The sequence below is a fragment of the Nocardioides sp. DN36 genome (assembly GCF_055380375.1).
Genome location: NZ_AP043823.1, coordinates 2860020 through 2873265 on the forward strand (window position 1 = coordinate 2860020; position 13246 = coordinate 2873265).

The window sequence follows — 13246 nt, forward strand, 5'->3', positions numbered from 1 at the left end:
ACATGAATCACACGTGCCCCATCAAGCACACTGGCCCCACGCCGTACTCGTCGTACGACGTGGGGCCGGTGCCGGCGGGCCAGCCCGGACGGGCTAGCCCGTCACGACAGCTGCGCCGTGCCTGTCACAGCGTCACGTGCTCCAGCATCTCGGTCACCAGCGCCGCGATCGGCGAGCGCTCGGACCGGGTGAGGGTGACGTGGGCGAACAGCGGGTGCCCCTTGAGCTTCTCGATGACCGCCACCACGCCGTCGTGGCGACCGACCCGCAGGTTGTCGCGCTGGGCGACGTCGTGGGTGAGCACCACCTTGGAGTTCGCCCCGATCCGCGACAGCACGGTCAGCAGCACGTTGCGCTCCAGGGACTGCGCCTCGTCGACGATCACGAACGCGTCGTGCAGCGAGCGGCCGCGGATGTGGGTCAGCGGCAGCACCTCGAGCATCCCCCGGTCCAGGATCTCGTCGATGACGTCCTTGGAGGTCATCGCGCCCAGGGTGTCGAAGACCGCCTGGCCCCAGGGCGACATCTTCTCGGACTCCGAGCCCGGGAGGTAGCCGAGCTCCTGGCCACCGACCGCGAAGAGCGGCCGGAACACGACCACCTTCTTGTGCTGGCGGCGCTCCATCACCGCCTCGAGGCCCGCGCACAGCGCCATCGCCGACTTGCCGGTGCCGGCGCGCCCGCCCAGCGACACGATGCCCACCTCGGGGTCGAGCAGCATCTCCAGCGCCACCCGCTGCTCGGCGGAGCGTCCGTGGATGCCGAACGCCTCGCGGTCGCCGCGCACGAGGTGCACCTGCTTGTCCGGACCGACCCGGCCCAGCGCCGTACCCCGCTCCGAGAGCAGCACCAGGCCCTGGTGGCAGGGCAGGTCGCGGGCCTCGGCGAGGTCCAGCACGCCGTCGTCGTACAGCTCGTCGAGGTCGGCGGCCGTCACGTCGAGCTCCGCCATCCCGGAGTAGCCGGTGTCGGAGTCGGAGACGGCCTCGGCGCGGTACTCCTCGGCATCGAGGCCCACCGCGGACGCCTTGATCCGCAGCGGCAGGTCCTTGGAGACCAGGGTGACGGCGTGCCCCTCGTTGGCGAGGTTGCGCGCGACCGCGAGGATCCGGGTGTCGTTGTCGCCGAGGCGGAAGCCCGACGGCAGCGACGCGGGATCGGTGTGGTTGAGCTCGACCCGGATGGTCCCGCCCTCCTCGCCCACCGGCACCGGCTCGTCGAGCCGGCCGTGCACGATCCGCAGCTCGTCGAGCATGCGCAGGGCGGTGCGGGCGAAGAACCCCAGCTCGGGGTGGTGCCGCTTGCCCTCCAGCTCGGTGATGACCACCACGGGGAGGACGACCTCGTGCTCGGCGAACCTGCGCAGGGCCCCGGGGTCTGCCAGGAGGACGCTGGTGTCGAGCACGTAGGTGCGGACGGACGGTGCGCTGGAGGTGGCGCGCTGGGTGTTCTGGGTCTTCTTGGCCTGCGACGGCACGGTGTCACCCCTCACGGGCCGACGCGCGCACTCCTCGCCCCGGCCCTAGTTCATGCAGGTGGACCGGGATGGAGCCCGAAGACCGGAGTGCCGGCCTCCGATCGCGCGGCAGGGATCCACCTGCCGTGCGGTGCAGTCGTGAACGTTCACGAGCGGGCCTCCCGATACGGAGAGCTTCCCCACTCCCCGTTACCTCGGAAGGTACGCCCGGTGGGTGCACCTGCGTGGCGACACGCCCGAACGCGCGGGTGAACTCGATGTTGCGATCCGATGACGCGGACCGGCGGGCCGGCGGGGTTGTCGACCTGATCCTGTGCTTGTCGACCATTGCAACGGTCGACAAGCACAGGAGTACCCGGCCAGCCGGGGAGTCCTGCACCGCTAAGCGCCGTACCGCCGCTCGCGCTGCGCGTAGGCACGGATCGCGCGCAGGAAGTCCACGCGCCGGAAGTCGGGCCAGTAGGCCTCGCAGAAGTAGAACTCGCTGTGGGTGCTCTGCCAGAGCAGGAAGCCGCCGAGGCGCTGCTCCCCCGAGGTGCGGATCACCAGGTCGGGGTCGGGCTGACCCTTGGTGTAGAGGTGCTCGGCGATGTGGTCGACGTCGATGACCTCGGCCAGCTCCTCGAGCGTCATCCCCCTCGCCGTGGCGTCGTGGAGCAGCGAGCGCACCGCGTCGGCGATCTCGCGGCGGCCGCCGTAGCCCACCGCGACGTTGACCAGGATCCCGTCGACGTCGCGGGTGGCCTCCTCGGCCGCCTTCAGCCGCTCCGCGGTGGAGGCGGGCAGCAGGTCGAGCGCCCCGACGGGGTGCAGCCGCCAGCGCTGCTCGTCGGCGAGCGACGCCACGGCCTCCTCGATGATCTGCAGCAGCGGCTGCAGCTCCCCGGCGGGGCGGTTGAGGTTGTCGGTCGAGAGCAGCCAGAGCGTGACGTGCTCGATCCCGGCCTCCTCGCACCAGCCGAGCAGCGGCTCGATGTTGGCGGCACCGGCGCGGTGTCCGTGGGCGGTGTCGGCGCCGACGGCCTTGGCCCAGCGGCGGTTGCCGTCGAGCATGACCCCGACGTGCTTGGGCAGCCGGTCGCTCGGCATCCGGCGGAGCATCCGCGCCTCGTACGCCGGGTAGAGCACCCGCCTGATGCCACGCTTCCAGTCCGCCACGACCTCGATGGTAGCGACAGCGGCGTCCCCCAGAGGTCCCGACTCGGGGTGAGCCAGACCATGGGTCAGATGGGGGATGACATCGGGCGTGTCGAGGAGCCGCACGGTACCTTCGAAGCATGAGTCACCCGATGAACGAGGCGATCCGCCACGGATTGGACCACCTCGGCGACACCATCGCCGAGGTGAAGCCCAGGCTCCGGGGCTGGTTGCACCTCGGCATCGCGCCGCTGATCCTGGCCGCGGGGATCGTGCTGATCGCGCTCTCCCCCACCACCGAGACGCGGATCGGGTCGGTCGCCTTCATCGGCTCCGCCCTGGTCCTGTTCACGGTCTCCGCGATCTACCACACCGGCACCTGGTCACCCCGGGTCTGGGCGTTCCTGCGCCGCTTCGACCACGCCAACATCTTCCTGCTCATCGCGGGGTCCTACACGCCGTTCAGCCTGCTGCTGCTCGAGGGCTCCGAGCGGATCTGGCTGCTCGCCACCGTGTGGGTCGGCGCGGTCCTCGGCGTGCTGTTCCGCGTCTTCTGGACCGACGCGCCGCGCTGGCTCTACGTCCCGCTCTACATCGCCATGGGCTGGGCCGCGATCTTCTTCATCCCCTCCTTCCTCGACGGCGCCACCAAGCTGGGCGTCGGGGTCGGCATCGCCACCTTCACGATGATCTGCGTGGGCGGCGCGCTCTACACGATGGGCGGGGTGGTCTACGGCTTCAAGCGCCCCAACCCGTGGCCGCGCTGGTTCGGCTTCCACGAGGTGTTCCACACCTTCACGATCCTGGCGTTCGTCTCGCACTACGTCGGCGTCTCGCTGGCGACCTACGCCCTGCGCTGATCCGCCTCGCCGGCAGGCGCGGCAGGCGCCGGCCCCCGCCCCCACGCGATGGAGAGGGACACGGCGTGGTGCCACGCCGCGAGCTCGGCGTCCCGCCGCTCGGCGGTGATCCGGGAGCGCCACTCCGCGGCCCGGTGCCAGTGCGAGCGCAACACCTGCCGGTCGGGCCAGTAGCCCACCGCGAGCCCCGCGGCGTACGCCGCGCCGAGCGCCACGCTCTCGGCCATCATCGGCCGGATCACCGGGACGTCGAGCACGTCGGCGACGGTCTGCATGAGCAGGTTGTCGGCGGTCATCCCGCCGTCGACCGCCAGCCAGGTCATCGGCACCTGCGCGTCCTGGATCATCGCGTCCACCACGTCGCGGGCCTGCCACGCGGTCGCCTCCAGCACGGCCCGGGCGATGTGCCCCTTGGTGACGTAGGAGGTCAGCCCGACCACGATCCCCTGCGCCTCGCTCTCCCAGTACGGCGCGTACAGCCCGGAGAACGCCGGCACGACGTAGCAGCCGCCGTTGTCCTCCACGCTCGCCGCGAGCGTCTCGATCTCCGCGGCCGTGCGGATCAGGTCGAGGCTGGTGCGGCACCACTCGACGAGGGCGCCCGCCTGGGCCACCGACCCCTCGAGCGCGTACGTCGTCGGCTGCCCCTCCTCGGTGTGCGCGACCGTGGTGATCAGCCCGGAGCGGGACCGCACGACCTCGGTCCCGGTGTTCATCAGCAGGAAGCTGCCGGTGCCGAACGTGCACTTGGCCTGGCCCCGCTCGAAGGCGGTCTGGCCGAACAGCGAGGCCTGCTGGTCGCCGATCACGGCGCTGATCGGGATCCCGGGCACCGGGTCCCGGGTCTCGCCGAGGACCCCGATCGAGGGCCGGATCTCCGGCAGCATCGAGGCCGGCACCCGCATCGCCTCGAGCAGCTCGGGGTCCCAGGTCAGTGACTCCAGGTCCATCATCAGGGTGCGGCTGGCGTTGGTGGCGTCGGTGACGTGCAGCCCTCCGGAGAGGTTCCACACCAGCCAGGTGTCCATGGTCCCGAAGAGCAGCTCACCGCGCTCGGCGCGCTCGCGGATCGCCGGGTCGCTGTCCAGGATCCAGCGCAGCTTCGGGCCGGAGGGGTACGCCGACAGCGGCAGCCCGGTGCGGTGGCTCAGCTCATCCGCGTCGAGGTGCCCGACCAGCTCGGGCAGGTCGCCGGCGGTCCGGGTGTCCTGCCAGACGATGGCGGGCGCGACCGGGCGGCCGGTCGCGCGGTCCCACACGACGGTGGTCTCGCGCTGGTTGGTGACTCCCAGCCCGACCACCTGCTCGGGGCTCACCCCCGCGTCGCGGAGCGCCTGCGGGACCAGCTCGCGGGTGATGTGCCAGATCTCCTCGGCGTCGTGCTCCACCCAGCCGGGCCGCGGGTAGGACTGGCGGTGCTGGCGCTGCGCGACCGACACCATGCGACCCTCGCGGTCGAAGAGCAGGCAGCGGGTCGAGGTGGTGCCCTGGTCGACGGCGGCGACGTACTGCGTGGTCACGGCCGACCGTGCCCGAGCTCGCGCGAGATCGACCGGCCGGCGGCGACGACCTGGGTCACCAGCGCCTGGCGCGGGCGGTGCCGGCCGTCGCACAGCCCGTCGACCCGGCCGACCACGCCCACCGCGGCCACCACGAAGCCCGCGCGGTCGCGGACCGGGGCGGCCAGCCCGACTGCCTCGGGCTCGGCCTCCTCCACCGCGGCCGCCCAGCCGTGGTCGCGGACGTCGGCGAGCTCGCGCCGCAGGCTGGCCGGGTCGGTGATGGTCCGGTAGGTGTGGCTCTCGAGCTCCCGGCCGGCCAGGCTGCGCAGCGCCCGGGGGTCGTGAGCGAGCAGCACCTTGCCGAGCGCGTCGACGTGCAGCGGCGCGACCGTGCCGGTCAGCGAGCCCTGGGGGCTTCCGTCGGGGCGGAACACGTGGTGCACGACGACGACGCGGTCGCCGTCCCGGGTCCCGAGCAGGGCCGCCTGTCCGGTGCGCGCGGCGAGCGCGTCGGTCCAGTTCAGCGCCCGGGCCCGCAGCTCGTTGTGGTCGAGCGTGGTCGCGCCCAGCTGCAGCAGGCCGGCGCCGACGGCGTACAGGCCGGAGTCGGGGTCCTGGTCGACGAACCCCACGTCGCGCAGCGTCTGCACGAGGCCGTGCACGGTGGCCTTGGCCAGGCCCAGCGTGTCCGCGAGGTGCGCGAGGCTGGTCGGACGGTTCTCGGCCGAGAGTGCCTGCAGGATGGCCGCCGCGCGTTCGACGGACTGGACGCGGGCGGGCATGGTGTGACCCTAGCCACAGCGACAAGACCGGAGCGTGACCGGCGGTTCGACGATGGCGAACAACCAGGCGTTCGGCGATGCCGAACGCGAGCCGTTGTGGTGGCCGTCACTCCTGCCTAACGTCCCAGGCCACAACTGGAACACGTCGACACGGAGGAGCAGTCGTGGCACATCTCGGTAGGAGGACGTTGGTGGGTGAGCTCGTGGCCGAGTTCGCCGGCACCATGATCCTCATCCTGTTCGGAGTCGGAGTCGTGGCGCAGGTCGTCACCGGGGACGGGGCGCTCGGCGACCACGACTCCATCGCGTGGGCCTGGGGCCTGGGCGTCACGTTCGGCGTCTACACGGCGGCCCGCATCAGCGGCGCCCACCTCAACCCCGCCGTCACCGTGGCGCTGGCGGCGTTCGCCGGGTTCTCCTGGCGCAAGGTGCTGCCGTTCGCGCTGGCACAGACCGCCGGCGCGTTCGTCGCGGCGCTGCTCGTGCGGTGGGTGTACGCCGACGCGATCGCCACGGTCGACCCGGGCCACACGATCGCCACCCAGGGCATCTTCTCCACGCTGCCCGGCAACGGCGCCATGGACGTCAGCACCAGCACGGCGCTGCTCGACCAGGTGATCGGCACCGCGATCCTGCTCTTCCTGATCCTCGCGGTCACCGACTCGCGCAACGACGCCCCCGTTGCCTGGATGGCCCCGTTCATCGTGGGCCTGATCGTGGTCGCTATCGGGATGGCCTGGGGCACCAACGCCGGCTACGCCATCAACCCCGCGCGTGACCTCGGCCCCCGGCTCGCGTCGTTCATCACCGGCTACGGCACCGCCTTCGAGGACCAGCGCGGCTCCCTGTACTTCTGGGTGCCGATCGTGGGTCCGCTCATCGGCGGCCTGCTCGGCGCCGGTGCCTACCGCCTGGCCATCGGTCGTTTCATGCCCGACGACGACGAGGCCGACGAGGTCGGCGAGGTCCCGACCGAGGAGCCGCGCGTCCACCGCACCCCTGCCGCGTCCACCCGCGCCTGACCCCACCCCGAACACCCCAAAACCGCGAGGAGCACACCATGACCGAGTACGTCGGAGCGATCGACCAGGGCACCACCAGCACCCGCTTCATGATCTTCGACCACGGCGGCAACGAGATCGCCCGCCACCAGCTCGAGCACGAGCAGATCATGCCGAAGGCGGGTTGGGTGGAGCACAGCCCCTTCGAGATCTGGGAGCGCACCAGCTCGGTCATCAAGACCACGCTGGCCCGCGCGGGCATGAACGGGTCGGACCTCGCCGCGCTGGGGATCACCAACCAGCGCGAGACGACCGTGGTGTGGAACAAGAAGACCGGCCGTCCCTACTACAACGCGATCGTGTGGCAGGACACCCGCACCGACAGCATCGCCAAGGCGCTCGACGGCGACGGTCGGGGTGACGTGATCCGCCGCAAGGCCGGGCTGCCGCCGGCGACGTACTTCTCGGGCGGCAAGATCCAGTGGATCCTCGAGAACGTCGACGGCGCGCGCGAGGCAGCCGAGTCGGGCGACGCCATCTTCGGCAACACCGACTCCTGGCTGCTGTGGAACCTCACCGGCGGGCCGCGCGGCGGGGTCCACGTCACCGACGTGACCAACGCCAGCCGGACCATGCTGATGGACCTCGAGACCCTGGACTGGGACGACGAGCTGCTGGAGATGTTCGGCATCCCGCGCCAGATGCTGCCGGAGATCCGGCCCTCGTCGGACCCGTCGTTCTACGGCCACACCCTCGAGGACGGCCCGCTGGGCGCGGCGGTCCCGCTGCCGGCCGCGCTCGGCGACCAGCAGGCCGCGATGGTCGGCCAGGTCTGCCTGGCGCCCGGCGAGGCCAAGAACACCTACGGCACCGGCAACTTCCTGCTGCTCAACACCGGCAAGGAGCTGGTGCGCTCGGAGAACGGCCTGCTCAGCACGGTCTGCTACCAGTTCGGCGACCAGCCCCCGGTCTACGCCCTCGAGGGGTCGATCGCGGTCACGGGGTCCGCGGTGCAGTGGCTGCGTGACCAGCTGGGCATCATCAGCGGCGCGTCGCAGAGCGAGAGCCTGGCCCGCGAGGTGCCCGACAACGGCGGCGTCTACTTCGTGCCCGCGTTCTCCGGCCTGTTCGCGCCGTACTGGCGCTCCGACGCGCGCGGCGCCATCGTCGGGCTCTCCCGGTTCAACACCAACGCCCACCTGGCCCGGGCCACCCTCGAGTCGATCTGCTACCAGAGCCGGGACGTCGCCGACGCCATGGAGAAGGACTCCGGGGTGAAGCTGGAGGTGCTCAAGGTCGACGGCGGCGTGACCGCCAACGACCTGTGCATGCAGATCCAGGCCGACGTGCTCGGCGTGCCGGTCAGCCGGCCGGTCGTCGCCGAGACGACCGCGCTCGGCGCGGCGTACGCCGCCGGGCTGGCGGTCGGCTTCTGGAAGGACCCCGAGGAGCTGCGCCAGAACTGGAACGAGAGCAAGCGGTGGGAGCCGCAGTGGTCGGAGGAGCAGCGCGAGGAGGGGTACGCCGGGTGGCGCAAGGCCGTCACCCGCACCCTGGACTGGGTGGACGTCAAGTGAGCACGCTGACGTCCAGGGCCACGCCACTGGACCCGGGGAGTCGCGCCTCCGCGCTGCGCGAGATGGCACGCGAGCCCCTCGACGTGCTGGTGATCGGCGGCGGCGTCGTGGGCGCCGGCGCGGCGCTCGACGCGGCCACCCGGGGCCTGCGGGTCGGGCTCGTGGAGGCACGCGACTACGCCTCGGGCACCTCGAGCCGCTCCAGCAAGCTGATCCACGGCGGGCTGCGCTACCTCGAGCAGCTCGACTTCGGGCTGGTCCGCGAGGCGCTGCGCGAGCGCTCGCTGATCCTCAACCGGCTCTGCCCCCACCTGGCCCGCCCGGTGCCGTTCATCTACCCGCTCCAGCACCGGGTCTGGGAGCGGTTCTACGTCGGCAGCGGCGTGCTGCTCTACGACACCATGGGCGGGCGCCACGGGGTGCCCACCCACCGGCACCTGACCCGGCGGCAGGCGCTGCGGGAGTTCCCCTCGCTGCGCAAGGACGCCCTGGTGGGGGCGATCAAGTACTACGACGGCCAGGTCGACGACGCGCGGCACACGATGATGCTGGCCCGGACCGCCGCCCACTACGGCGCGCTGTGCGCCACCAGCACCCGGGTCACCGGCTTCCTGCGCGAGGGCGACCGGGTCAGTGGCGCCCGGGTGCTGGACCTCGAGACCGGCGAGCGGCTCGAGATCCGGGCGCGGCAGACCATCAACGCGGCGGGCGTGTGGACCGACGAGATCCAGGAGATGGTCGGGGGTCGCGGGCAGATCAACGTGCGCGCCTCCAAGGGCGTGCACATCGTGGTGCCCCGCGACCGCATCCACGCCCAGTCGGGCATCATCGCCCGGACCGAGAAGAGCGTGCTGTTCATCATCCCGTGGGGCGAGAGCTGGCTGATCGGCACGACCGACACCGACTGGGAGCTCGACCTCGCCCACCCGGCGGCCAGCCGGTCCGACGTCGACTACCTGCTCGAGCACGCCAACCGGCTGCTGAGGACGCCGCTCACCCACGAGGACGTCGTCGGGGTGTACGCCGGGCTGCGGCCGCTGCTCTCGGGCGAGTCCGAGGACACCAGCCAGCTCTCGCGCGAGCACGCGGTCGTCAGCCCGGTGGCCGGCCTGGTGATGGTCGCCGGCGGCAAGTACACGACGTACCGGGTGATGGCCAAGGACGCCGTCGACGCGGTGTCGCACTCCTTCACGCGCAAGGTGCCGGCCTCCTGCACCGAGACCATCCCGCTGGTCGGCGCGGAGGGGTACGCCGCGCTGTGGAACCAGCGCGAGCAGCTGGCCGCGGACTCGGGCCTGCACCCGGGACGGGTCGAGCACCTGCTGGGCCGGTACGGCTCGCTCGTCGGCGAGCTCCTCGCGCTCCTCGGCGACCGTCCGGACCTCGCGGAGCCGCTGGCCGACGCGCCGCTCTACCTGCGGGTGGAGGCGTACTACGCCGCTCTCGCCGAGGGCGCCCTGCACCTCGACGACATCCTGACCCGGCGCACCCGCATCTCCATCGACACCCCGGACCGCGGCGTCGCCGCCGCCGAGGAGGTCGCAGCGCTGGTCGCCCCGGTGCTCGGCTGGGACGACGCACGGGTCAAGGGCGAGGTCGAGCACTACCGCGCCCGGGTGGCGGCCGAGCTGGACTCCCAGCAGCAGCCCGACGACCGCACCGCGGACGCCGCGCGGCTCGGCGCCCCGGACGTGCGGACCGCAGCAGCCGGCTGAGGGAGGCGGAGGCGGCGAGCCCGGCCTCGGGGCGGGCTCGCCGCGCTGCTCCTACCGCTTCGGGATCGTGGTCCCGCGCCCGTGCAGCATCGTGATCATCTGGGCCAGCTGCGACTCCGCCTTCTCGGTGCGGGTGAAGGAGGTCAGCGTCAGCAGCGGCTTGAAGCGCTGGCGGGCGATCGCCTTGGGGTAGGTGAACTCCCTGAGCCCGTCCGGGCCGTGGATCCGTCCGAACCCCGAGTCGCCCACGCCGCCGAACGGCAGGCTCGGGATCGCCGCGAAGGTGATGACGCCGTTGATCGCGGTCATGCCCGAGCGGATCCGGGCGGCGATCTCCATCGCGCGCTCCTTGCCGAAGACGGTCGACCCGAGGCCGTAGCGGGTGGCGTTGGTCCGGGCGATCGCCTCCTCCATGTCGCGCACCTTCGCCACGGTCACCGTCGGGCCGAAGGTCTCCTCCTGCACCGCCAGCGAGTCCTCCGGCACGTCGACGAGGATCGTCGGCTGCACGAACCGGTCACCGACGGCGTCGGCGCCGCCGACCACCGCCCGACCACCGCGGTCGAGCGCGTCCTGGATGTGGCGGCGGATCACGTCGAGCTGCTTGGGCATCGTGATCGGCCCGATCTGGGCGTCCGGGCCGTCGTCGGCGCGCAGGCCCCGGGCCTTCTCGGTCAGGGCGGCGAGGAAGTCGTCGTAGACCTTCTCGTGGACGTAGACCCGCTCGACGCCGGTGCAGGTCTGCCCGGCGTTGCTGCACGCGCCCCACAGGGCCGCGTCCGCGGCGGCGTCGACGTCGGCGTCCTCGTCGACGATCACGGCGTCCTTGCCGCCGGCCTCGATCACGACCGGGGTCAGCGTCTCGGCGCAGGCCGCCATCACCCGCTTGCCGGTCGCGGTCGAGCCGGTGAAGGCCACCTTGTCGACGCCCGCCCGGCACAGCGCCGCACCGGTCTCGCCGTACCCGGTCACGACCTGCAGGACCGGCCGGCCGACGACCTGGAGGAAGGTGCGGGCCAGCCACTCCCCGACGCCGGGGCTGTACTCGCTCGGCTTGAAGACGACCGCGTTGCCGGCCGCGAGGGCGTACCCGATCGAGCCCATCGGCGTGAAGACCGGGTAGTTCCACGGGCCGATCACGCCGACGACGCCGAGCGGGAGGTACTCCACCGTCGCCGCCTGGTTGGACATCACCAGGCCCGGCGAGACCCGACGACGCTTGAGGACCTTCTCGGCGTGACCGGCCGCCCAGGCCAGGTGGTCGATGGCCAGCGCGGCCTCGAGCAGGGCGTCGCCGTGGGGCTTGCCGGTCTCCTGGTGCATCAGGTCCGCGAGCTGCGCGACCCGGCGGGTCAGCACGCCCTTCCACGCCGAGAGGTGCCGGTCGCGCTCGTCGAACGAGAGCGCCGACCACCAGGCGGCGGCCTCGCGGGCGCGCGCGACGGCGGCCCGCACCTCCTCCTCGGTGTGCACCGGGTGGGTGCCGACGACGTCGCCGGTCGCGGGGTTCAGCGAGTCGAACGTGGCGGTCCGGTCCGCGGTCCGGTCCTCGGTCTGCGTCATCGCGACTTCCTCATCTCGTCGGCCACCTTCTCGGCGATCATGATCGTGGGGGCGTTGGTGTTGCCGCGCGGCACCGCCGGCATCACCGAGGCGTCGACCACGCGCAGCCCCTCGACCCCGCGGACCCGGAGGTCGGCGTCGACGACCGCGTCCTCCCCCGAGCCCATCGCGCAGGTGGACACCGGGTGGTAGAGCGTCTGCGCCCAGGTCCGGATGTGCTCGACGAGGTCCTCGTCGGACGGGTCGTCGGGCAGGTTCCACGGCCGGTCGAGGAAGCGACCGACGGCGCCCTGCGTGCAGATCTCCCAGGTACGCCGGGCGCCGGCCAGCAGCGCGTCGAGGTCGGTCTGGTCCTCGAGGTACGCCGCGTCGATCGCCGGGTGCCACGCCGGGTCGGCCGAGCGGAGCCGGATCGAGCCCCGGCTGGCCACGGACACCAGCGTGGGCGCGGCCGTGAACATCCGGCTGGTCGGCTCCTGGAAGCCGTTGTCGTAGAACCCCGAGGGCGCCGAGTGGATCTGGATGTCGGGCGCGGGCAGCCCGTCGCGGCTGGCGAAGAACGCGCCGGCCTCGCCGACGTTCGAGGCCAGCGGGCCGGTCCCCCGGGCCTTCCACCGCACGAAGTTGCGCACGTTGTTGAGCTGGGCGAGGTCGCTGATCCCGTGGGTGTACCAGAGCAGCGGGACCACGGGGTGGTCCTGGAGGTTGGCCCCGACGCCCGCGAGGTCCACCCTGCTCTCGATGCCGACCTCGGCGAGGTGGTTGCCGGGGCCGATGCCCGAGAGCATCAGCAGCTGGGGGCTGTTGATCGCCCCGCCGCACAGCAGCACCTCCCGGGTCGCCCGCACGGTGTGCTCGGTGCCGCCCTGGCGGAACGTCAGTCCGGTGGCCCGCTCGCCCTCGAGCTCGACCCGGCACGCGAGCGCCCCGGTGGCGACGGTGAGGTTGGACCGGCCCCGGGCCGGCTTGAGGTAGGCCTCGTTGGTCGACCAGCGCCGGCCGCCCTTGCAGGTCACCTGGTAGAGCCCGGCGCCCTCCTGGTCGGCGCCGTTGAAGTCGTCGGTGGGCTTCAGCCCGGCGCTCACCGCGCTGTCCACGAAGGCGTGGCTCAGGTCGTGGGTGTAGCGCCGGTCCTCCACGTGCAGCGGCCCGCCCTGGCCGTGGAACGGTCCGCCCAGCCGGGCGTTGTCCTCGGCCCGCTTGAAGTACGGCAGCACGTCCTCGTAGCCCCAGCCGGCGGCGCCGTACTGGTCGCGCCAGGAGTCGTAGTCGGCCCGGTTGCCGCGGATGTAGATCATCGCGTTCATCGACGAGCAGCCGCCGAGCGCCTTCATCCGGGGCCAGTAGGCGCGCCGGTTGTGGAGCTGCTTCTGCTCGGTGGTCGTGTAGTTCCAGTCCCAGCGGGTCTTGAACATCGTCGGGAACGCCGCAGGGATCATCACCTCGTCGGCATCGGCCTCGCCACCCGCCTCGAGGAGCAGCACGCTCACCGCGGCGTCCTCGCTCAGCCGGGCCGCGAGCACCGCCCCCGCGCTCCCGGCACCGACGATCACGTAGTCGTAGCTCTCCGCAGGCATGTGACGTCCTTCACTCAGAGGGTTGTCCCGAACCTACCCTCCGGTAGGGCGCCAC

General features: G+C 72.1%; 10 protein-coding genes. 4 read left to right on the forward strand and 6 right to left on the reverse strand.

Translation table 11 applies throughout. The annotated features are described in order from the left end of the window. Positions 1-124 precede the first annotated feature (124 nt). A complete protein-coding gene (locus ACZ43H_RS14615) occupies positions 125-1477 on the reverse strand; it encodes a PhoH family protein (protein ID WP_464583950.1) in 1353 nt (450 codons plus the stop codon). 381 nt (positions 1478-1858) lie between these two features. After that, complete coding sequence (locus ACZ43H_RS14620) at positions 1859-2635, reverse strand: isoprenyl transferase (RefSeq protein WP_464583952.1); 777 nt, start codon at positions 2633-2635, stop codon at positions 1859-1861. Positions 2636-2754: 119 nt separating this feature from the next. Here ACZ43H_RS14620 and trhA point away from each other — a divergent pair, with 119 nt between their 5' ends. Then, positions 2755-3474 (forward strand): PAQR family membrane homeostasis protein TrhA, encoded by a 720-nt coding sequence (gene trhA / locus ACZ43H_RS14625; RefSeq protein ID WP_464583954.1) that lies wholly within the window; start codon positions 2755-2757, stop codon positions 3472-3474. Here the strand turns inward: trhA and glpK (ACZ43H_RS14630) are convergent. Both glpK (ACZ43H_RS14630) and ACZ43H_RS14635 read right to left on the reverse strand, forming a co-directional pair. Further along, on the reverse strand, positions 3459-4994 hold the full coding sequence (gene glpK / locus ACZ43H_RS14630; protein WP_464583956.1) for a glycerol kinase GlpK: 1536 nt from the start codon (positions 4992-4994) through the stop codon (positions 3459-3461). The two genes, trhA and glpK (ACZ43H_RS14630), sit on opposite strands and share 16 nt — an antisense overlap. Beyond that, positions 4991-5758, reverse strand: coding sequence for an IclR family transcriptional regulator (locus ACZ43H_RS14635; protein WP_464583958.1), 768 nt, complete (start codon positions 5756-5758; stop codon positions 4991-4993). Before ACZ43H_RS14635 ends, glpK (ACZ43H_RS14630) begins: the two co-directional genes overlap by 4 nt. Before the next feature lie 191 nt (positions 5759-5949). Between ACZ43H_RS14635 and ACZ43H_RS14640 the strand changes: the two genes are divergently transcribed. The 3 genes from ACZ43H_RS14640 to ACZ43H_RS14650 all read left to right on the forward strand — a co-directional run bounded on the left by ACZ43H_RS14640 (position 5950) and on the right by ACZ43H_RS14650 (position 10051). Then, on the forward strand, positions 5950-6780 hold the full coding sequence (locus ACZ43H_RS14640) for an MIP/aquaporin family protein (protein WP_464583960.1): 831 nt from the start codon (positions 5950-5952) through the stop codon (positions 6778-6780). A 38-nt stretch (positions 6781-6818) separates the two neighbouring features. Next, the gene (gene glpK, locus ACZ43H_RS14645; RefSeq protein WP_464583962.1) at positions 6819-8336 is read left to right on the forward strand and encodes a glycerol kinase GlpK; all 1518 of its coding nucleotides are present in this window, start codon (positions 6819-6821) and stop codon (positions 8334-8336) included. A gap of 62 nt (positions 8337-8398) precedes the next feature. Next, positions 8399-10051, forward strand: a complete 1653-nt coding sequence (locus ACZ43H_RS14650) for a glycerol-3-phosphate dehydrogenase/oxidase (RefSeq protein ID WP_464583964.1) — start codon at positions 8399-8401, stop codon at positions 10049-10051. Positions 10052-10102: 51 nt separating this feature from the next. On the opposite strand, the gene ACZ43H_RS14655 is transcribed toward ACZ43H_RS14650, so the two are convergent. Next, entirely contained in the window at positions 10103-11614 is a 1512-nt protein-coding gene (locus ACZ43H_RS14655; protein WP_464583966.1) for an aldehyde dehydrogenase family protein, read from the reverse strand. Further along, positions 11611-13191 carry a GMC family oxidoreductase gene (locus ACZ43H_RS14660; protein ID WP_464583968.1) on the reverse strand — a complete coding sequence of 527 codons (1581 nt, stop codon included), beginning with the start codon at positions 13189-13191 and terminating at the stop codon, positions 11611-11613. The genes ACZ43H_RS14655 and ACZ43H_RS14660 overlap by 4 nt, the downstream gene beginning before the upstream one ends. Positions 13192-13246 lie beyond the last annotated feature (55 nt).